Annotated in this window: 18 protein-coding genes; 13 read left to right on the top strand and 5 right to left on the bottom strand. The window is 56.4% G+C overall.

Annotation, left to right across the window (positions count from 1 at the left end):
* Together QWY83_RS03475 and QWY83_RS03470 are read right to left on the bottom strand one after the other, a co-directional pair.
* Window positions 1-1,959, bottom strand: a 1,959-nt coding sequence (locus tag QWY83_RS03475; RefSeq protein ID WP_290245423.1) for a TRAP transporter large permease subunit, incomplete at its 3' end; no start/stop codon positions are given.
* Window positions 1,960-2,062: 103 nt separating this feature from the next.
* Window positions 2,063-3,112, bottom strand: a complete 1,050-nt coding sequence (locus tag QWY83_RS03470) for a TRAP transporter substrate-binding protein (protein ID WP_249947252.1) — start codon at window positions 3,110-3,112, stop codon at window positions 2,063-2,065.
* 320 nt (window positions 3,113-3,432) lie between these two features.
* Between QWY83_RS03470 and QWY83_RS03465 the strand changes: the two genes are divergently transcribed.
* The 10 genes from QWY83_RS03465 (at window position 3,433) to QWY83_RS03420 (ending at window position 12,842) form a co-directional block, all read left to right on the top strand.
* Complete coding sequence (locus tag QWY83_RS03465) at window positions 3,433-4,215, top strand: FadR/GntR family transcriptional regulator (protein ID WP_249947253.1); 783 nt, start codon at window positions 3,433-3,435, stop codon at window positions 4,213-4,215.
* Between the two features lie 162 nt (window positions 4,216-4,377).
* Window positions 4,378-5,451, top strand: a complete 1,074-nt coding sequence (locus tag QWY83_RS03460) for an MHYT domain-containing protein (RefSeq protein WP_353958940.1) — start codon at window positions 4,378-4,380, stop codon at window positions 5,449-5,451.
* Between the two features lie 135 nt (window positions 5,452-5,586).
* Window positions 5,587-6,441, top strand: a complete 855-nt coding sequence (locus QWY83_RS03455) for an FAD binding domain-containing protein (protein ID WP_249947255.1) — start codon at window positions 5,587-5,589, stop codon at window positions 6,439-6,441.
* A gap of 10 nt (window positions 6,442-6,451) precedes the next feature.
* On the top strand, window positions 6,452-6,946 hold the full coding sequence (locus tag QWY83_RS03450) for a (2Fe-2S)-binding protein (RefSeq protein ID WP_074039080.1): 495 nt from the start codon (window positions 6,452-6,454) through the stop codon (window positions 6,944-6,946).
* A complete protein-coding gene (locus tag QWY83_RS03445; protein ID WP_249947256.1) occupies window positions 6,943-9,360 on the top strand; it encodes an aerobic carbon-monoxide dehydrogenase large subunit in 2,418 nt (805 codons plus the stop codon). The genes QWY83_RS03450 and QWY83_RS03445 overlap by 4 nt, the downstream gene beginning before the upstream one ends.
* Before the next feature lie 53 nt (window positions 9,361-9,413).
* On the top strand, window positions 9,414-10,286 hold the full coding sequence (locus tag QWY83_RS03440; RefSeq protein ID WP_249947257.1) for an AAA family ATPase: 873 nt from the start codon (window positions 9,414-9,416) through the stop codon (window positions 10,284-10,286).
* The gene (locus tag QWY83_RS03435; RefSeq protein WP_249947258.1) at window positions 10,283-11,464 is read left to right on the top strand and encodes a vWA domain-containing protein; all 1,182 of its coding nucleotides are present in this window, start codon (window positions 10,283-10,285) and stop codon (window positions 11,462-11,464) included. Before QWY83_RS03440 ends, QWY83_RS03435 begins: the two co-directional genes overlap by 4 nt.
* On the top strand, window positions 11,464-12,261 hold the full coding sequence (locus QWY83_RS03430) for an XdhC family protein (protein ID WP_353958939.1): 798 nt from the start codon (window positions 11,464-11,466) through the stop codon (window positions 12,259-12,261). The genes QWY83_RS03435 and QWY83_RS03430 overlap by 1 nt, the downstream gene beginning before the upstream one ends.
* The gene (locus QWY83_RS03425) at window positions 12,254-12,376 is read left to right on the top strand and encodes a hypothetical protein (RefSeq protein ID WP_290245416.1); all 123 of its coding nucleotides are present in this window, start codon (window positions 12,254-12,256) and stop codon (window positions 12,374-12,376) included. The genes QWY83_RS03430 and QWY83_RS03425 overlap by 8 nt, the downstream gene beginning before the upstream one ends.
* A gap of 13 nt (window positions 12,377-12,389) precedes the next feature.
* A complete protein-coding gene (locus tag QWY83_RS03420) occupies window positions 12,390-12,842 on the top strand; it encodes an SRPBCC family protein (protein WP_249947260.1) in 453 nt (150 codons plus the stop codon).
* 35 nt (window positions 12,843-12,877) lie between these two features.
* Here QWY83_RS03420 and QWY83_RS03415 read toward each other — a convergent pair whose 3' ends face one another.
* From QWY83_RS03415 to QWY83_RS03405, 3 genes are all read right to left on the bottom strand, one after another.
* Window positions 12,878-14,098: an MFS transporter gene (locus QWY83_RS03415; protein ID WP_249947261.1), complete on the bottom strand. Its 1,221-nt coding sequence runs from the start codon at window positions 14,096-14,098 to the stop codon at window positions 12,878-12,880.
* Complete coding sequence (locus tag QWY83_RS03410) at window positions 14,095-14,601, bottom strand: chalcone isomerase family protein (protein WP_249947262.1); 507 nt, start codon at window positions 14,599-14,601, stop codon at window positions 14,095-14,097. The genes QWY83_RS03415 and QWY83_RS03410 overlap by 4 nt, the downstream gene beginning before the upstream one ends.
* 79 nt (window positions 14,602-14,680) lie before the next feature.
* Window positions 14,681-15,469 carry an HpcH/HpaI aldolase family protein gene (locus tag QWY83_RS03405; RefSeq protein ID WP_249947263.1) on the bottom strand — a complete coding sequence of 263 codons (789 nt, stop codon included), beginning with the start codon at window positions 15,467-15,469 and terminating at the stop codon, window positions 14,681-14,683.
* 193 nt (window positions 15,470-15,662) lie between these two features.
* Between QWY83_RS03405 and QWY83_RS03400 the strand changes: the two genes are divergently transcribed.
* The 3 genes from QWY83_RS03400 to QWY83_RS03390 all read left to right on the top strand — a co-directional run bounded on the left by QWY83_RS03400 (window position 15,663) and on the right by QWY83_RS03390 (window position 19,276).
* Complete coding sequence (locus QWY83_RS03400) at window positions 15,663-16,817, top strand: acetyl-CoA C-acyltransferase (protein WP_249947264.1); 1,155 nt, start codon at window positions 15,663-15,665, stop codon at window positions 16,815-16,817.
* Window positions 16,818-17,057: 240 nt separating this feature from the next.
* Complete coding sequence (speB, locus tag QWY83_RS03395) at window positions 17,058-17,948, top strand: agmatinase (protein ID WP_249947316.1); 891 nt, start codon at window positions 17,058-17,060, stop codon at window positions 17,946-17,948.
* A gap of 296 nt (window positions 17,949-18,244) precedes the next feature.
* Window positions 18,245-19,276 carry a LacI family DNA-binding transcriptional regulator gene (locus QWY83_RS03390; RefSeq protein WP_249947265.1) on the top strand — a complete coding sequence of 344 codons (1,032 nt, stop codon included), beginning with the start codon at window positions 18,245-18,247 and terminating at the stop codon, window positions 19,274-19,276.
* Window positions 19,277-19,382: the final 106 nt, after the last annotated feature.

The raw sequence follows: 19,382 nt of genomic DNA, 5'->3' as shown, positions 1-19,382 counted from the left end.
GATCAGGCGGATTTCTGGCGGGCAGACACCCTTGAGGTAGAAGAGCGCAAAGCCAACAGGCGGCGTGAGGAAGCTGGTCTGCAAGGTCACAGCCACCATGATCACGAACCACAGAAGCGCGGGTTCATCAATTTCCCCAAAGCCCGGAATATCGAGGCCGAGGCCATTCACGATCGGGCGCATCAGCGGCAGAACGATCAGCGTGATCTCAATCCAGTCGAGGACGAAGCCCAAGAGGAACACGAGGAACAGGATCATAAAGATTGTGCCTTCGGGGCCAAAGCCAGCGCCGCGAATAATGCCTTCGATCAGTTCGTCGCCGCCGAGTTCACGCAGCACGTATGAGAACACCGTCGCACCAAGGAAAATCGCAAAGATATAGGCCGTGGTATTGAAGGTGGACTTCAGCACGTTGACCAGTTTGCGAAGGGTGAGTTTGCGGTAGAGCATCGCAAGGAGGGTCGCACCCAAGGCGCCAACGCCAGAGGCTTCGGTCGGGGTGGTGAGGCCCGCAAAGATGGAACCCAGAACCGACAGGATCAGAAGAAGGGTCGGGATAACGGCGATCAAAACGTCTTTCACGGCGGCCCAGTCAGGGCGAACAGCGCCTTCGGGAACGGGGGCGAGGTCGCGATTGATCAAGGCGACGACAAAAATGTACACCAGATACAGACCACCGATGATCACGCCCGGGAATACGGCAGCCATAAAGAGGTCACCAACCGAAAGTGCCATTTGGTCAGCCATAATCACCAGCATGATCGACGGCGGGATCAGAATACCCAGCGTGCCAGAGGCAGAGACCACGCCAGCGGCCAAACGCGGGCTATATTTCTGCTCCATCATCGTGGGCAGGGATAGGACGCCCAAGAGAACGACCGATGCACCGATGATACCAGTGGAGGCCGCGAGGATAATGCCGATCAGCGTCACAGTGATCGCAAGACCACCGCGCACGGTGCCGAACAAACGCTGCATCGAGCGCATGAGTTTTTCAGCCACGCCGCTTTCGTCCAGCATCAGGCCCATGAAGATGAACATCGGCAGCGCCACAAGGATCGGGTTCGACATCGTGGAATAAACACGGTTCACAGTCGCGCCCAGGGTCAGATAGTCGAGGCCCGTGAGTGTCCGCTTGAGCCCTGTCCACGCCATGAAATTGTTGTCGAACAGGTAAGCGATACCGCAATACATCACGCCGACACCCGCCAGCGTCCACGCAACGGGGAAGCCCGTGAACAACAGCATGATAAAGGTCAGGAACATCGCGATGACGAGCTTTTCCTCGGTGTATTTGACGAGGAACGTCAGCGCGACAGTGACCGCGATAAAGATAACGAGGGTGACGAGGATGGTGCGGAGGCTGCCGCCTTCGCGTTCGTCTGCGTAGTTCATCCAAAGCGCATGAACGTCGTGGATCAAACGCGCGACCGCAGCGAGCGCCAGAAGGCAGAAGCTGATCGGGATGATCGCTTTGAATGCCCAACGATACGGCAGACCCAAGGGGCTAGAGGACCGTTCGTCAACGCGGAAGCTCTCGTAGAAATAGTCGTAGCCTTGGTCGATCATCAGATAGATGAACGGGAACAAGAGGCAGAGGATACCGATGACTTCGATCACGCGCTGGCCGCGGCGGGACACCTGCATGTGCAGCACGTCCACACGCACGTGGCTATCGGTTACAAGGGCAAAGGAAATGCCGATCATCGTCACCAACCCGTAGAAATGCCATTGGATTTCATCGAGTTGTGGGAAGTTTTGGTTCAGAGCATAGCGAAAGGCCACCTGCGTCACGATCGCGAGGATCAGCAGCACGTTGGTCCACATCACGACCAAACCGACGCTTTTCACAACGCTGTCTAGCGCGTTTGCAATCGGCTGAATGTCGCGGTCGGGGTGCTCTTGAAGGGTTTCATAAACCTCAACGGGGTCTTCGGACGAATGGATGGTATTCGACATGGTTCCTCCTCCTTGGAAACGTGCGGAAAAGGGTCAGTGACCCCGTAGAATTGTTCGGAGATGTGGTGTGGGAGGGCCTCCTCGACCCTCCCACGATTGCGACTTACCGCGGCAAGAACGCGTTTTCTTTCCAGATTTGGTAGCCTTCGCGGAACTCGTTCAAGTCGGCGAGGACGGTGGCAAAAAATTCGTCGTTCGCAGCTTGTTCTGCAGCGACTTCTTCCCAACCAGCTTTGAAGGTGTCGAGCATCTCTTGGTTCCACTGACGGATTTCGACGCCGTTGTTTTCGACGTTGTCCATCATGACCGAGAACTGCATCGCTTCGCCTTCTGCGAAGGAGTCAGCCATCGACGCTTTACATGCGCTTTCGATGATTGCGCGCTGGGTGTCGGATGCTTCGTTCCAAGTGTCGCCGTTGATCAGAAGTTCAAAGACGGTCGCTTGCTGGTGCCAACCCGGGAAGTAGTTGAACTTCACCAGTTTGTAGAAGCCGAGGCGGGTATCAACTGCGGGCAGCGAGAATTCGGTTGCGTCGATTGCACCGTTTTCCAGAGCCGAGAAGATTTCGCCACCCGGCAGGAGCGAGGTCGCAACGCCGAGTTTCTGCATGACTTCACCGCCGAGGCCGAAGAAGCGCATTTTCAGACCCTGCAGGTCTTCGGGCGAGTTAACTTCGTTTGCGAACCAGCCCGAGGTTTCAGGTGCGGTGATTGCGCAAGGCAGCACGTGCACGTTGTAGCCAGCATCATCATACATCTGTTGATACAGGGTCATGCCGTTGCCGTAGTAGAGCCACGCCATGTATTCACCAGCTTCGGGGCCGAACGGAACAGCCGAGAACAGTGGTGCCGCAGGGATCGAGCCAGCCCAGTAACCAGCAGTGGTGTAGCCAGAGTTGATTTTGCCTGTCGAGACAGCTTCGAGGATTTCGAACGGCGGAACCAGTTCACCCGGCTCATAGACGCGCATCCGCAGGCTACCGCCCGACATCAGTTCAAGCTGTTCAGCAACGCGCGGGATCGGCGAACCGAGACCCGGAAGGGCGGTGTTAAACGCAACAGGGGTTTTGAGCAGGATTGGATCGTCTTCTGCCATTGCTGCGGGCGCTGCGAGTACCAAAGCGGATACAGCGAGTGCGGTGAATTTATTCATTGTCTCTCCTCCATTTAAACTGTCGACACTCGGGCCGTTGGCGCCGAATGGGATGGAGTGGTAAAGACAATATACCTCAGCCTACAGTCAACAATAAAATTTACCACTGATGGCAATCGGAGGGAATTGTAGGTCAGTAGACTTCCATAAAAGTGTGTTCTGTTCGGATGTCTGACGACCTGCGAGCGGTGAATTTCTCACGAAATTACAACGGCAAAGGACGGCGGGTAAGGAGTGCCTGCGGAGGCTGCTTGAATTTTTGGCTGGAAAATTTAACTTACCTCTCTACTTTAGTTCTGAAGTTGAGGAGGGGCCGTTCAATGGTGAAGCAGAGCGCATTATTCGAACCGATTTCTCACGATTCGGTAGCTGACGCAGTGGTCCATCAGATCGAAACGATGATCGTGAATGGCATCCTCAAAGAGGGTGCGCGGCTGCCGTCCGAACGCGAAATGGCTGAACGGCTAGAGGTGTCGCGGCCTAAACTGCGTGAAGCCCTGAAGCAGCTTGAAGACGAAGGGTTGCTGATTGTTCGCCATGGCGAAGGGTCGTTTATTGCGCAGCTAACTGGCACCGCAATGACGCCTGCGTTCCTCGATCTTTATGCGCGGCACCCTGCGGCGTTCTACGATTATCTGGAGTATCGCCGCGAACAGGAAGCCTTTGCTGCGCGGTTGGCAGCACAGCGGGCGACCCAGACTGATAAGGACATTATCGCGTCGATCTTGGATCGCATGGTGAAAGCGCATGAGGATCAAGACTTAGAAGCGTCAAAGGTTGCGGATATCAGTTTCCACTCTGCCGTAGCGGATGCGAGCAACAATTCCACGCTCATCCATATGATGGCGTCGATCTATGATTTGACCCGTAGAGGGGTGTTCTATAACCGCAATTTCCTGCGTACGATTGATACTGCGGGCGATCGGCTGCTCGAACAACACAAGGCCATTGCGGAGGCGATTTTTGCCAGCGATCCCATCGCCGCAGAGGCCGCGGCTCGCGCCCATATTGATTTCGTCGAGACGTCGTTTCGTTTGGGCCACGACCGTGATCAGCGTGAACGTATGGCAGAAAAGCGAAAACTGCTGTGGGATAAGGGCTAATCGGCGGTATCAATAAATAACGGGACAAATTTAAAATTTGCCTTAGGTTGACGCCTGTTCGGTCACCCCGCCGTCATGGGGCACAAATAGAACCAGTTGGAAGGGAGGCTGACTGTCGTTCGTATGGAGTTCGTAGAGTTTTCTCATAACCTATGGCTGATAGTGGCGTCGTTCGCGGTGGCGCTAATGGCGGGCTTTACGGGCCTGAGCCTTACCAACGGGTTGTCTACTTATTCCTACACGCAGCGCAAAATCGCGATCTCGTTCGCGTCTATTGCGCTAGGGGGCGGCATTTGGTCGATGCACTTTGTTGCGATGCTCGGGCTGCAGTTACCGTTTGTGTTTTACTATGACGCCGCAGTTACGTTGACCTCGGCCTTGGTCGCGATCCTTGTGGTCGGCACGGCGCTGTTGATCCTGCACTTTGGTAAACGCACACGGGCAAAGCTATTGCTCGCAGGTGTGATTGTCGGCGTTGGGATCGGCGCGATGCATTACATTGGCATGGCTGCGCTCGAATTGTGTCGAGCGGTCTATACGCCGCTTGGGATCGGGATTTCGATCGTGGCGTCCTGTGTGCTGAGTGTGATCGCCTTTGGCATTGCTTACGGTCGGCGCAATCGGCGGAACATCTTGCTGGGCACTGTAGTATTTGGATTTGCAGTCTGTGGTGTGCACTTCGTTGCGATTGCGGGGACGAACTTTGTTCAAATGCTTGTACCGTCACAGGTCGGGCCGATGATCGGGAACGAGACATTGGCGATTGGCGTTGTTCTGACGAGCTTTGCTCTTTGTGGAGCGTTCTTGCTGTCGACGACGACGTTCTTGCCGTCGGAAAACGTGGCGGTGGCAGAGCCTGTCGAGGCGCAGCAAGTTGAAGAGGTGGCAACACCCACGCCCATCGCAACCCGCCAGATCCCTTACGAACAAGAGGGTCGCACGCAGTTCATTGATGCGTCGAATGTGGCAGCTATTCGGGCCGAAGGGCACTACACCTACATCTATACCAAGTCGGGCCAGTTCTTTTGTGCGTGGTCGATTGCGGATGCTACAAAACGCCTCGCGAATTCGAACTTTATTAAGACCCACCGTAGCTATCTGGTGAACCCCGCGATGGTCACTGGTTTCGAACGGCTAAAGGACACGGGTGTCTGTTACTTCAATTTGCCCGAGCTTCCGAAGGTTCCCGTGAGCCGTTCGCAGCTCAAACCTGTGCGTGACGTTTTAGGCGTTTAACGCTTTCGCATTTCGTGCGGGCCTATTCGCGTTTCGTGAAAATTCCCTCGTTTTTCGCTGACGAACCGCTGACGGCGGTGTGCTTCGGTATGCAGTCTCCTCTCATCTGATCATTGCCGGCAGGGAGGGCCACTAATGATTCCAGCCTCATTCGATTACCATCGACCATCCGATATGGACGGGGTCATCGCGCTCTTGAAGGAGCACGGTGACGACGCTCGTGTGTTGGCCGGTGGGCATAGCCTCATTCCGATGATGAAACTCCGTATGGCAGAGGTGCCACACCTCATCGACCTTCAGTCGATCGAAAGTCTGCGCGGGATTTCCATCAACGGGTCACGCGTGACCATCGGTGCGATGGTCACGCAGCATGATATCATCAACCACTCGGAGCTGACCAAGGTGGCTCCGATCATGCGCGAAACCTCATTGCAGATCGCGGACCCGCAGGTGCGGTACATGGGCACCGTCGGTGGCAACGTCGCGAACGGCGACCCAGGCAACGACATGCCGGGTTTGATGCAGTGCCTCGATGCGACGCTGCATTTGGTGGGCCCCGATGGCACCCGCGAAGTTGCGGCTCGTGACTACTACGAGGCGGCATATGTCACTGCACGCGAAGAGGACGAAGTCCTCACCGCGATCAGCTTTGATGCGCCGTCGGGTGGGTATTCCTACGAAAAGCAGAAGCGCAAAATCGGCGACTATGCCACCGCTGCCGCTGCCGTCACCATCCAAACTTCAGGTGGCAAAGTGTCGAGCGCGTCTATCGCGATGACCAACCTCAGCGACGTGCCTGTGTGGTCCGAAGCTGCGGCTGATGCTCTGGTTGGCACCGCCTGCGATGCAGACGCGATCAAAGCCGCCGTCAACGCGATGCTCGATGACATCGACCCGACCGAAGACAACCGCGGGCCAGTTGCGTTCAAACGCCATGTGGCCGGCATCATCCTCACTCGCGCGATCACCCGCGCTTGGGACCGCGCGTAAGGAGAGACCCATGTCAAACAAGATGCACATCAAACTCAACGTGAACGGCGAGGGCCACGAATTTCTGGCCGAACCGCGCGAACTGTTGATCTACACGCTGCGCGAACGCCTGAACATCACGGGTCCGCACATCGGCTGCGAAACGTCCCACTGTGGCGCTTGCACCGTCACCATCAACGGTAAGTCGGTGAAAGCCTGCACCATGTTCGTCGCCCAAGCTGACGGCGCAGACATCACCACCATCGAAGGTCTGGGCGGCCCCGACAACATGCACGTCCTGCAAGAAGCATTTCGTGAACACCACGGGCTTCAGTGCGGATACTGCACACCGGGCATGATCACACGGGCGTCCAAACTGCTCGAAGAAAATCCAAACCCGACCGAAGAGGAAGTCCGCTTTGGCATGGCAGGGAACATCTGCCGCTGCACAGGCTACCAGAACATCGTGAAATCCATCCTTGCCGCTGCAAGCGAGCTGAACGCCGCGAAGGAGGCCGCAGAATGAAAGACCTGAACGAAGATCAAGTAGCGCGTTCCGCCAATCTCAAGGGCATGGGTTGCTCGCGCAAGCGGGTTGAGGACGCACGTTTCACCCAAGGCAAAGGCAACTACGTCGATGACGTGAAACTGCCCGGCATGCTGCACGGCGATTTCGTCCGTTCGCCCTATGCCCACGCGCGGATCAAATCCATTGATACGTCCAAGGCGATGGCGGTAGACGGTGTGATTGCTGTTCTGACGGCGGCTGACCTCGCTCCGCTGAACCTTCACTGGATGCCGACCCTTGCTGGCGACAAACAGATGGTTCTGGCGGATGGTAAAGTTCTGTTCCAAGGGCAAGAGGTTGCCTTTGTCGTCGCCAAAGATCGCTTTATCGCGGCTGACGCGGTCGAACTGGTCGAAGTCGATTACGAAGAACTGCCCGTGATTGTGAACCCGTTCGAGGCGCTGCAATCCGATGTGGTTCTGCGCGAAGACATCGCCGACCAGAAAGAAGGCGCGCATGGTCCGCGTAAGCATCACAACCACATCTTTACGTGGGAAGCAGGCGAAGAGGCCGCAACCAACGACGTGATCGACAACGCCGAAGTCGTCGCGACCGAAACCATGTATTATCACCGCACGCACCCGTGCCCGCTGGAAACCTGCGGCTCGGTCGCGTCGATGGACAAGGTGAACGGCAAGCTCACCGTTTGGGGCACGTTCCAAGCACCGCACGTGGTGCGGACCGTCGCGTCCCTTCTGTCGGGTATCGAAGAGCACAACATCCGTGTGATTTCCCCCGACATTGGTGGCGGCTTTGGTAATAAAGTGGGCGTTTATCCAGGCTACGTCTGTTCGATCGTTGCATCCATCGTAACGGGAAAGCCCGTGAAGTGGATCGAGGACCGTATGGAAAACCTCATGTCCACCGCGTTTGCTCGCGATTACTGGATGACGGGTAAAATCGCTGCAACCAAGGACGGCAAAATCACTGGCCTTCATTGCCACGTGACCGCTGACCACGGCGCGTTCGACGCTTGTGCGGACCCGACCAAGTTCCCCGCCGGCTTTATGAACATCTGCACGGGGTCCTATGACATCCCGACCGCTTACCTCGCGGTTGATGGTGTCTACACGAACAAAGCACCGGGTGGCGTGTCCTACCGTTGTTCGTTCCGTGTGACCGAAGCGGTCTATTTCATCGAGCGGATGATCGAAGTCCTCGCGATTGAGTTGAATATGGATGCGGCAGAGCTGCGTCGCATCAACTTTATCAAGAAAGACCAGTTCCCCTATCAGTCGGCTCTCGGCTGGGAATATGACTCGGGCGATTATCACACCGCATGGGATAAGGCGCTGAAGGCGGTCGACTACGAAGGGCTGCGCAAAGAGCAGGCCGAACGCGTTGAGGCGTTCAAACGTGGTGAAACCCGTTCGCTCATGGGGATCGGCCTGTCCTTCTTTACGGAGATCGTCGGGGCAGGACCTGTGAAGAACTGCGATATCCTCGGCATGGGTATGTTCGATAGCTGCGAAATCCGTATCCACCCGACAGGGTCCGCGATTGCGCGTCTGGGTACCATTTCGCAGGGGCAGGGTCACGCGACAACCTTTGCGCAGATCCTTGCGTCCGAGATTGGTCTACCAGCGGATAGCATCACCATCGAAGAAGGTGACACCGACACCGCGCCATATGGTCTGGGCACCTACGGGTCCCGTTCGACCCCAGTGGCAGGTGCGGCAACCGCTCTCGCTGGTCGGAAAATCCGTGCCAAAGCGCAGATGATCGCGGCGTACCTCCTTGAGGTGCATGACGATGACCTCGAGTGGGACATTGACCGCTTTGTCGTGAAGGGTGCGCCTGAACGGTTCAAGACCATGAAGGAAATCGCTTATGCGGCGTATAATCAGGCCATCCCAGGGGTTGAGCCGGGCTTAGAGGCTGTCAGCTACTACGATCCGCCGAACATGACTTACCCCTTCGGTGCCTACGTCTGCGTCATGGATATCGACGTGGATACTGGCGTCCAGACCATCCGCCGCTTCTATGCGCTGGACGACTGCGGCACACGTATCAACCCGATGATCATCGAAGGTCAGGTGCATGGTGGTTTGACCGAAGCTCTTGCCGTCGCACTGGGCCAAGAGATCGCCTACGACGATATGGGCAACGTGAAAACGGGGACGTTGATGGACTTCTTCCTGCCGACTGCATGGGAAGTGCCGAACTACGAAACCGACCACACCGTCACTCCGTCGCCGCACCATCCAATCGGTGCCAAGGGCGTGGGCGAAAGCCCGCACGTCGGTGGTGTCCCGTGTTTCTCGAACGCTGTGAACGATGCGTTCCGTGCGTTTGGCAACCGTCACACCCACATGCCGCACGACCATTGGCGGATTTGGCAGACGGCGAACAAGCTCGGTCTGCACGGCTAAATCGGAACGGGCTGCCCTGTCATGGGGCGGCCCACCTTTGATGGGTTGAAGTCATGGATTGCACCGCGCTCAAAACCGCTATGGCGGAACAGGGATATGTTGTTTCTGATGATCTGGCGATGGCCGTTCATCTGGCGCTCGCCCTTGGTCGTCCGCTTCTTCTTGAAGGGGCAGCAGGTGTCGGCAAGACAGAGATTGCGCGGGTACTGGCCGCGGTCCAAGACACGAAACTGATCCGGCTTCAGTGCTATGAGGGTTTGGATGCGTCACAAGCCATCTATGAATGGAATTACCAAAAGCAGCTTCTTTCGATCCGCGCTGCCGCTGATGGTGGCACAGCGAAAGAGGTAGAAGCACGGATATTTTCCGAAGAGTTCCTGCTAGAGCGCCCGCTCTTAGCCGCGATCCGTCAGGATAAGGCGCCCGTTCTGCTGGTCGATGAGATCGACCGCGCGGACGAAGAGTTCGAGGCGTTCCTCCTCGAAATCCTATCGGATTTCCAAATCACGATCCCCGAATTAGGCACTATTACAGCCCAATCGCGCCCTATCGTGATCCTGACGGCCAACGGCACGCGGGATCTATCGGACGCTTTGCGGCGGCGCTGCCTCTATGCGCATGTCGATTATCCCGACCGCCAGACTGAACTGTCGATCCTCAAGGCGCGCTGTCCAGAGGTCGAGGTGCAGCTTGCCAATCAGATCATCGGTTTTGTTCAGAGCCTGCGCAAAGAGCAATTGGAAAAGACGCCCGGCATTGCAGAGATGCTCGATTTTGCGGCGGCTCTGATTGGGCTTGGCGTGACTGATCTGACCCATGATCCTGTGATCCTGCAGGCGACGATGGCAACGCTTTTGAAGACAGAGAGCGACCGCTTTAACATCACGACCGAGATCACACAGCGGCTCGCGGGGAAGGCAGCATGACGCGGGTCACGAAATTCTCGGGCCGCGATGCGGGGCCTTCTGCGCGGATGGCAGGGTTTATGGCGCATCTACGGGACAACGGGCTTCGCGTCGGCGTAAGCGAGGCCGAAGCTGCGCTGACGGCTTTGACACAGGTTGATCCCCATGACCCGACCCAATCGCGCTGTGCGCTCAAGGCAGTGCTGACGGGTTGTGCCGAAGAAAACGCGCGGTTCGATGACCTTTTCGATAGTTTCTGGATGAACGGGGGCAAGGTGAAAGAGCGGGTTATGCCATCGCTCAACACCCTGTCGGATAGCGTTCATTCTTCGCGCTCGGCTGAGGGCGAACAGGCGGGCGGTGGCAGGGGAGAAGCCACCGCCCCCGACGGATCAGATGGCGAAGCGGATGCCGATGGCGAAGGTAAACTTGTCGCCACGACCTTGCGCCAAAAGATGAAGCGCGACCTGCGTGATGTGGTGCAAACGGACGACATCCGCGAGGCTGAAGAGATCGCACGACGGCTTGGCATTGCCTTGCGGCATCGTCGGTCACGGCGACGCAAAGCGGCGCAAAAGGGTGATCGTATCCATTTCCGCAAACTTATTCGGCAGAGCCTCCAGACGGGCGGCGAACCCATTCGACTGCCAAAGAAATCCCGCCCTGATCGGCCGCAAAAGATCGTCGCCATTTGCGATGTGTCTGGGTCGATGACGCTCTATGCGCAGGTGTTTCTGGCCTTCATTGCGGGGCTGATGCGGTCGGATGATACGGCGGATGCCTATCTGTTCCACACCCGTCTTGTGCGGATCGCCGAGGCCCTGCGCGACCGTGATCCTCTGCGGGCATTGGGGCGTCTGTCGGTGCTCGCCGATGGTTTTGGCGGGGGGTCGAAGATCGGTGAATCCCTCATGCAATTCGCTCGAACCTATGCCCGTAAATTTGTGGACGGTCGGACAGTCGTGATGATTTTGTCGGACGGTTACGACACTGGATCTGCTGATGAATTGGGCGAGGCGATGCGTCTTTTGAAAAAACGTGGCTGCAAGGTGATCTGGCTTAACCCATTGAAAGGGTGGAAAGATTACGAACCCGTTGCAGCAGGTATGGCTGCCGCGCTTCCCTACGTTGATCTTTTTCGTCCTGCCAATCGGCTGGCCGATCTTGCCGCCCTTGAACCGGAGTTAATGCGCCTATGATGACCGCTAAATTCTCTGACATGACGTTACAAGACCTCGCTCAATCACTGTCCGAGCGGGGCGAACCCTACGCCATCGCGACCGTCATTCGAACGGTCGGGCTGACGGCCGCGAAACCCGGTGCGAAGGCGATTTTGAACCATGAGGGCCAGATCATTGAGGGTTGGATTGGCGGCGGATGTGTTCGTTCGGCCCTAACCAAAGCGGCGATCAAAGCATTGGAACTGGGCGATCCTCAGTTGATTTCTTTGGCCCCCGCCGAAGTGCTGGCTGATCTGTCGGTTGAGGCAGGGTCAGAGGTGAATGGCGTACGTTACGCCCGCAATGGATGCCCGTCCAAAGGGTCGCTCGATATTTTTGTGGAGCCCGTTTTGCCGATGCCTGAACTGTTCATTTACGGGATGTCGCCTGTTGCACGTGCGCTCGCCAGCCTCGCGCCGCGGTTCCAATGGTCGGTCGAAACGGTGACGGCAGAGGACGGGGCGAAACCGCTGCCGCAGGGCGCACGTCGTATGATCGTTGTGGCGACCCAAGGCAAAGACGACATGGCTGCGCTGACGGCTGCGTTGGCAACGGATGCCGAACACATCGCCTTTGTTGCGAGCCGCAAGAAGTGGGCCTCGCTGTCTGAAAAATTGCAAAGTTCAGGTGTAACGGAGACTGCTTTGGCGCGTGTTCAAGCCCCCGCGGGCCTCGCGATTGATGCGGTTACACCAGATGAGATCGCCTTGTCGATCCTAGCCCAGCTGACGCAATTGCGCCGCGCAAAACATCGGACGGAGGACGACAATGTCTGATCCGACTCCGACCGAGAAAACCACTCTTCAGCGGTTGGTAGATGCCGTGAAACCTCGCCCTCTGACGCCAGAACAGGCTGCAGTTTTGGCGACCGTGAAATTCCCCTGTTGTTGAAAAGGACACACTGATGGAACTCAAAGACGAAATTCTGATCGATGCCCCCAAAGACCGCGTTTATGCCGCCTTGAACGATCCAGAGATCCTCAAGCAATGCATTCCAGGCTGTGAGGAATTGATCCAGCATTCCGACACCGAACTTCAAGCCAAGGTTGTCCTGAAGATCGGACCTGTGAAGGCAAAGTTCAGCGGGAATGTGACGCTTGATAAATCGGGTGCGCCAGATGCGTTTTCGCTGACGGGGCAGGGGAACGGTGGTGCCGCGGGCCACGCCAAAGGCGGCGCAGATGTGACGCTGACCGAGGTCGACGGTAAAACCATGCTGACCTACGAAGCGAAGGCCGAGATTGGTGGCAAGCTTGCCCAGCTTGGTAGTCGTTTGATCCAAGGCACGGCGAAGAAGCTGGCGGGTGCGTTCTTTACCAAATTCGCCGAAGTAATCACTGAAACCGCTGAGGCATAAAATGACAAAGGGCGGCCCAGTTGGTGCCGCCCTTCTTAGTCTAGTGGCGGATTGGTGACGTGCCTTGGCATGATCAAGAGCGTCCCTGCTGCGATGATTTTCAGGGCGCAGGGTAGCACGGCGTAAAGTAGGGTTAGCCGGTCGAGGGCTATATTCGAGTTGTCGCCTGCAGGAACAAACCCGACCACATCTAAGGTAGGTAAAACCATCACTGCCGCCAAAGGCAGCGATAGCTTCGTTGCAAAAGACCACAGTCCGAACGATTGGCCTGTCGCAATCCCTGCGCGACCTAAGATGGCTGCAAAAACAGCGGGTAAGATCACCAATTCAGCGCCAACCGCTGCGCCTGATGCGATACAGATGATGGCGAAAGGGATCGCGTCACCAATACTCAAGAACGCCGTTCCAATGAAAGCCGATACGGAGAGGAGCATTGCGCTCAGCAAGACTGGACGGACGCCAAAGTGACGGGCGAGGCGGCTCCAGATAGGGATGGCCAGTCCTGATGCGGCAAAGAACAAGATCAGCAATCCGCCTGACCAATTAGGGAGCATCAGCCTGTCTTCAACGAAGAACAGAAATAGGGTCGAAGTGATGGCGACGGGCAGGCTGTTTACGACTGCGAGGAGGAGAAGCCAGCCACCGCCTGCTGCTAATAGCTTGCGGATGTCAAAAGGGACCGGGGTTGTGGTTGGTCGATCCCATAGGTTTCTCGTCGCGAGGTAGGAAAGTATAATTAGACCCGCGAGTGCCCAACCGAAAAGCCGAAAACCATCGCTCAATACGACTGGTCCCACGGCTGCAAAGATGACCCCCGCGATCAGTCCAACTTCACGGTAGGTGGCGAGACGAAGTTGGGCTTTGGGATCTGCCGACCCTGCAAGCGCTGCACTATCGCCGTATAAAAGGATCGCACCAAAGCTGTAGCCCGAAAACACGAGCACCAAAGTTGCGATCAACCAGAGGCGCGCATCGAAAACAGGCGCCACAGAAAACAAGAGCACAAAACCGAGCGCCATCATTCCCAGTGCGATGGCTGCAAGCATTCGGCGAGGGCCGCGCCAATGGTCAATGATGCGGCCGAGGATTGGGTCTTGGGCAAAGTCAAAGATGCGGATGCCCATAACAATAGCCCCCACCGTCGCCAGATTTAGGCCGAGTTCAACTACCGCAAAACGAGGGAGATGGATGTAAATCGGCAAGCCCGCCGAGGCGAGCATCATGGCAAAGAGGCTAACACGCCAATAACTCGTCATAGCCCGCGCAGTTTTCGAGATAGGGCGGTGAACCGGCTTTGGTCCGATAGCCAGATAGAGAGGAACCGTTTGCGAATATCAGGATAGGTGATGGTGCAGGTCTTTCTGCCATTGCGCCACAGTTCGATCTCATCAGGAGTTTGCCCGACGGCTAGGTAGCTGTCGCCTTTTCCGACATCATAGAAGCATTCTGATAGGACCGATATGACAGTTGGAATGTCGTCGCGGTCCCCTTCAATACGGCGCAATTCGGCTTCGGTCCCGCGTATCAAATCTTGGGCCGAAAACCCGCGTTTGTAGTTCAGCTCTAACGCCATCGGTGCGGCCCAATCAAAGGCTGCGCCAGACGGTGTATAGAGGCGAGCGTCATAGGCGGTGATACCAATTAGGCCCAGACTGGCCTCGCCGATCATCACGGGATTGGGTAGACCTGCAGTCTGGACCGCGTCTTGGGCTATTGCGGGTCCAGCTAAGAGGACGATTGCAGAAATCAAACGAAACATGCGCGGCAACGGCTCTTTGATCAACCAATACGCGATATAGTTAGAGCGCCGTTGCCATCTGAAAAGGTGTTTTCTGAAATCAGTAGGTTTTGACGGGTGCTGCTATCTGGCCAGTAGCCTCAGTCAAATTTCTACGCGCACTTTCCACGAGCATGGCCACGTCGAATATGCCTGCAATCATGCGGTAGCCAAGCTGATCAAGCTCTTTCCAATCTCGTCCCGCGCTACGCACCGTTGCGAGCGGCATGTCGTGATGTTCGGCTGCCGCTTCGACTTTAGTGATTAGTTCGAGAACTTCAGGATGATCTAGGTGTTCAAGGTGCCCTGCGGACGCAGCAAGATCGTTTGGGCCAATGAAAATCATATCGACACCCTCTACAGCCATAATGTCGTCAATTTGATCGACAGCTTCGACATGTTCGCACTGGATGATGATCGTGATCTCATTGAAAGAGTCCACGAGGCCATAGTCTGGGCGTGCGCCCCAGTTTGATCCGCGCACAATTGACGCCGCATATCCTCGATGACCTTTTAGCGGGTAGTAAAACGCAGATACGATCTGTTCGGCTTCTGCACGTGTGTTGACCATCGGGACGATAAAATTGCGAAACCCACGGTCGAGTGCCCGTTTGATCAAGGTATCGTTGCCGTCGGGAAGTCGCAGGATTGTTGTGCCGCCGCAAGCCTCAACAGCTCGAGCAACATTGACCCAATCTTCGAGTTCGCCGCGACCATGTTCGCCGTCGATGATGATGGTGTCCCATCCGTGGGTCACAAGGATTTCGGCAATGTCAGGACTGCCCAATTCGACCCAAGCGGCAGGGATCATTGCGGGTGTTTTTAGCCGCTGTTTGAAAGACGAGGTCATGGGGCATCTCCAGTCTAGGAATCTGGTGAACGGTATGACGCCGTTTGTGCTTTGTCCATTTGACCCTGCGTAAAATGGCTGATCACAATCGTCGGGCGCGACGGCCTGTCACAGATTTGGCATGGGGCCTAGACTTGGCCGACTAGGGACACCAACATGGCGCAAATTTGGACAGACTAGAAAAGGACATCTCATGGACCCGATCGTCATCGTAAGTATGGCCCGCACACCGATGGGCGGCTTTATGGGCAGTTTGTCCAAAATCGCTGCGCCTGATCTGGGCGCGAGCGCCATTGCGGGCGCTGTTGCCCGCGCGGACATTGCTGGGGACAAAGTTGATCAGGTGATCATGGGTAACGTTCTGCCCGCAGGTTTGGGTCAAGCGCCAGCGCGTCAGGCGTCGATGGGTGCGGGTCTGCCATTGGACGTGCGCTGTCAGACCGTGGGCAAGGTGTGCGGTTCGGGCATGCAGGCGATCATGAACGCCCACGACATGATCAAGGCGGGATCGTCTGATATCGTCGTCGCTGGCGGGATGGAGAGCATGTCAGGTGCGCCGTATCTCTTGGAAAAAGCGCGGACGGGGTATCGCGCGGGGCATGGCAAGGTTATGGACCACATGTTCCTCGATGGGCTTGAGGATGCCTATGATAAAGGCCGCGCAATGGGTACCTTTGCCGAAGAATGCGCCGACACCTATGGCTTCACCCGCGAGGAACAAGACGCCTATGCGCTGCAATCGCTGGACCGTGCAAAGACTGCGATTGAAACGGGTGCGTTTGATGGTGAGATCGTCGCGGTTGGGGATGTGACGACCGATGAACAACCGGGTCGCGCGCGGCCCGAGAAAATCCCAACGCTGAAACCTGCATTCCGTGAAGGCGGCACTGTGACCGCGGCGAACTCTTCGTCCATCTCCGACGGTGCTGCGGCGCTGGTCCTGACGCGTGCATCGCAGGCAGAGGCGATGGGCCTTGCCCCGATTGCGGTGATCCGTGGGCACGCGGGCCATGCGCAAGCGCCGTCACTGTTCACCACCGCGCCGATCCCTGCGATCCAAAAGGTTCTGACCCAAGTCGGCTGGAGCGTGGATGATGTCGACCTCTTTGAGATCAACGAAGCCTTTGCCGTCGTTGCCATGGCCGCCATCCGCGATCTTGGGCTCGATGATGCAAAGGTGAACGTAAACGGCGGTGCCTGTGCCTTGGGCCATCCTATTGGATGTTCGGGCGCGCGGATTGTCGTCACGCTTATCGCGGCTCTTCAGGCTCGTGGCCTGAAGAAAGGCGTTGCGTCGCTCTGTATTGGCGGTGGTGAGGCGACGGCGCTGGCGGTCGAGCTTCTGTAAGGTCTGTTCATCCAAAAATAGGACCGCGGGTTTTCGCGGTCCTAGCCTACGAAGCTTCAATGATTAGAGTTGGTGTTGCTTGTGTAGAGAGTGCTGGGCAAGCCGTCCGACTTAACTGTCTTGAGCCGCGTAGAGTGAGTGGCTAGGGTTTTGGCAAAACCCGCAGGAGGCATCGTGGACCATAAGTATAATCAGCCCCTTGGGGGGAATGAGGTGCCTCGCTTCGGCGGCCCTGTGACTATGATGCGGTTGCCCGCCTGCGTAGATGCAAGCGGGCTAGACGCTTGTTTCGTTGGCATTCCGATGGACATCGGTGCATCCAATCGGTCGGGCACGCGGTTCGGTCCTCGTCAGATCCGCGCTGAATCTAGCATGCTGCGGCCATATAATATGGCAACGGGTGCGGCACCGTTTGATCACATGCAGGTCGGCGATATTGGTGACGTTCCAATCAACACGTTTGACCTCAAGGACACGGTTAAGCGCATCGCGGACTTTTATCGTGATTTGCTAAAGCATGATGTCGTGCCGCTGACCCTCGGCGGCGATCACACGCTGACCTATCCTGTGCTGCAAGCCATCGCTGAAAAGCACGGCCCTGTTGCGCTGATCCACATCGATGCCCACGCGGACATCAATGACGAGATGTTCGGCGAAAAGATCGCCCATGGGACGCCGTTCCGCCGCGCCTTTGATGAGGGCCTTCTGAACAATGATAAGGTCTATCAGATCGGTTTGCGGGGCACGGGGTACGCCGCCGATGATTTCGATTGGTCCCGTCGGCAGGGCTGGACTGTTGTTCAGGCCGAAGAATGCTGGGGACAGTCTCTTAAACCGTTGATCAACCGTATTCGCAAAGAGATTGGCGATACGCCGACCTATATAACCTATGATATCGATAGCCTCGACCCAGCCTTTGCGCCGGGTACGGGGACAGTTGAAATCGGGGGTCTAACGACATGGCAAGCATTGGAACTGATCCGCGGCTGTGCGGGGCTGAATGTTGTTGGTGGTGACCTTGTTGAGGTGTCCCCGCCTTATGATCCTAGCGGAAACACTGCGCTGATTGGGGCAAACCTTCTGTATGAGATGCTCTGCATTTTGCCGAAATGCCAACGCGCGAAATCATGACCAGTCTTGTCAAACGGACCCGGGCAAATACAGCAGTGGGTCCAAGATTTGCGGGCCCGTTGTAAGGTTTGGCTCTTCGAGGGTCGCTTTGCCTGTTTAAGGCAGTTGTCGACACTTTCGCCTACTCTGTGGCGGAGCATTCGGTAACGATCAAAGACGACGAATGCGAGGCCTTTCTGAACGGGTTGAAGTGAGTCGTAGGTTGTATGACGTTTTAACGTCATTTAGGTGTTTCCTGTTGACGTTTTAATCTCAATCCCTCACCCCTTATTGCCAAGAGGGTGAAGGAAGCCAAAATGAGCAATCGTCCGACTGTCAAAGATGTTGCGCGTGAAGCTGGGGTGAGTGTCACCACCGTGGATCGTGCGTTGAATGGTCGGGCGGTTGTTCGCGAAGACACGCTTCGTCGTATCGCGGATGCGGCGCACCGCATTGGCTACCACGCCCGTGGGCTATTCGATCACCGTTTGAATACTGTCGCGCCAGAAAAGAAATTTGGTTTTGTTCTGGTGAAGGAAAAGCACGAGTTTTATCAGAATTTTGCGCGCGAGATTGAGCAGGCCATTGCCGCGCGGACGGATGTTCGGGGACACGCGATCATTCGTTTTGCACAATCACAGTCACCCGAAGAATTCGCAGAGTTGATCCAGTCGGTGGGCGAACGGGTTGATGCGTTGGCCTGCACTGCCGTCAATCATCAAAAGCTGAATCAGGTCGTTGAGGAATTGCGCCAAAAAGGTGTGCCGACGTTCTCTTTGCTCAATGACTTTGCGCAGGGACTTCGCCGTAACTATCTGGGAATAAACAATATGAAGGTGGGGCGGAGTGCTGCGTGGATGCTGACGCATTCCGCAAAACTACCTGGTCGGTTGGCGATTTTCGTCGGCGGAAACCGCTGGCACGGCCATGATCTTCGTGAGGTTGGGTTCCGTGGATATGTCCGTGAGAATGCCCCAGAGTTTACCGTGGTAGATACTTTGGTGAACTTGGAAGCGCGGCAAGTGACCTATGAAGCGACCCTCGATTTGATCGAGCGTTATCCAGATCTGCGTGGGATATATGTTGCGGGTGGAGGTATGGAGGGTGCCATCGCTGCGATGCGCGAGGTGTCAGAGCCGGGGCAGGTGCAGTTGGTGGTGAACGAATTGACCGCCGAAAGCCGTGCGGGTTTGTTGGATGGCTACGTTACCATGGTGATTGGTACGCCCCTTCCGCAATTGTGCAGCGACCTGATCGGATTGATGATTTCAGAGAGCGAAGGGCATCTTGATGACACTGCAAGTCAACATTTTCTAGAGCCACGGATTGTTCTTCCAGAGATGCTATAATGACGCAAATACGTCATTTAGCTTGTGCAGAAAAACGTCATTTTTGACCTGAAAATGGCGTGCTCCATTGACGGCGCTGCGTGCAAAAGTCAGCGTCGCCTAGTCA

Origin of the sequence: Marivivens donghaensis (assembly GCF_030410045.1) — a bacterium.
In the GTDB taxonomy this organism is placed as follows: Bacteria; Pseudomonadota; Alphaproteobacteria; order Rhodobacterales; family Rhodobacteraceae; genus Marivivens; species Marivivens donghaensis.
This window is presented reverse-complemented; position numbering and strand designations above follow the sequence as displayed.

Excerpts from the sequence above, each read along its gene's own strand:
- QWY83_RS03470 (WP_249947252.1), bottom strand. The coding sequence starts at position 3,112 with ATGAATAAATTCACCGCACTCGCTGTATCCGCTTTGGTACTCGCAGCG.
- QWY83_RS03465 (WP_249947253.1), top strand. The coding sequence starts at position 3,433 with ATGGTGAAGCAGAGCGCATTATTCGAACCGATTTCTCACGATTCGGTA.
- QWY83_RS03455 (WP_249947255.1), top strand. The coding sequence starts at position 5,587 with ATGATTCCAGCCTCATTCGATTACCATCGACCATCCGATATGGACGGG.
- QWY83_RS03450 (WP_074039080.1), top strand. The coding sequence starts at position 6,452 with ATGTCAAACAAGATGCACATCAAACTCAACGTGAACGGCGAGGGCCAC.
- QWY83_RS03445 (WP_249947256.1), top strand. The coding sequence starts at position 6,943 with ATGAAAGACCTGAACGAAGATCAAGTAGCGCGTTCCGCCAATCTCAAG.
- QWY83_RS03440 (WP_249947257.1), top strand. The coding sequence starts at position 9,414 with ATGGATTGCACCGCGCTCAAAACCGCTATGGCGGAACAGGGATATGTT.
- QWY83_RS03435 (WP_249947258.1), top strand. The coding sequence starts at position 10,283 with ATGACGCGGGTCACGAAATTCTCGGGCCGCGATGCGGGGCCTTCTGCG.
- QWY83_RS03430 (WP_353958939.1), top strand. The coding sequence starts at position 11,464 with ATGACCGCTAAATTCTCTGACATGACGTTACAAGACCTCGCTCAATCA.
- QWY83_RS03425 (WP_290245416.1), top strand. The coding sequence starts at position 12,254 with ATGTCTGATCCGACTCCGACCGAGAAAACCACTCTTCAGCGGTTGGTA.
- QWY83_RS03420 (WP_249947260.1), top strand. The coding sequence starts at position 12,390 with ATGGAACTCAAAGACGAAATTCTGATCGATGCCCCCAAAGACCGCGTT.
- QWY83_RS03415 (WP_249947261.1), bottom strand. The coding sequence starts at position 14,098 with ATGACGAGTTATTGGCGTGTTAGCCTCTTTGCCATGATGCTCGCCTCG.
- QWY83_RS03410 (WP_249947262.1), bottom strand. The coding sequence starts at position 14,601 with ATGTTTCGTTTGATTTCTGCAATCGTCCTCTTAGCTGGACCCGCAATA.
- QWY83_RS03405 (WP_249947263.1), bottom strand. The coding sequence starts at position 15,469 with ATGACCTCGTCTTTCAAACAGCGGCTAAAAACACCCGCAATGATCCCT.
- QWY83_RS03400 (WP_249947264.1), top strand. The coding sequence starts at position 15,663 with ATGGACCCGATCGTCATCGTAAGTATGGCCCGCACACCGATGGGCGGC.
- speB (WP_249947316.1), top strand. The coding sequence starts at position 17,058 with ATGATGCGGTTGCCCGCCTGCGTAGATGCAAGCGGGCTAGACGCTTGT.
- QWY83_RS03390 (WP_249947265.1), top strand. The coding sequence starts at position 18,245 with ATGAGCAATCGTCCGACTGTCAAAGATGTTGCGCGTGAAGCTGGGGTG.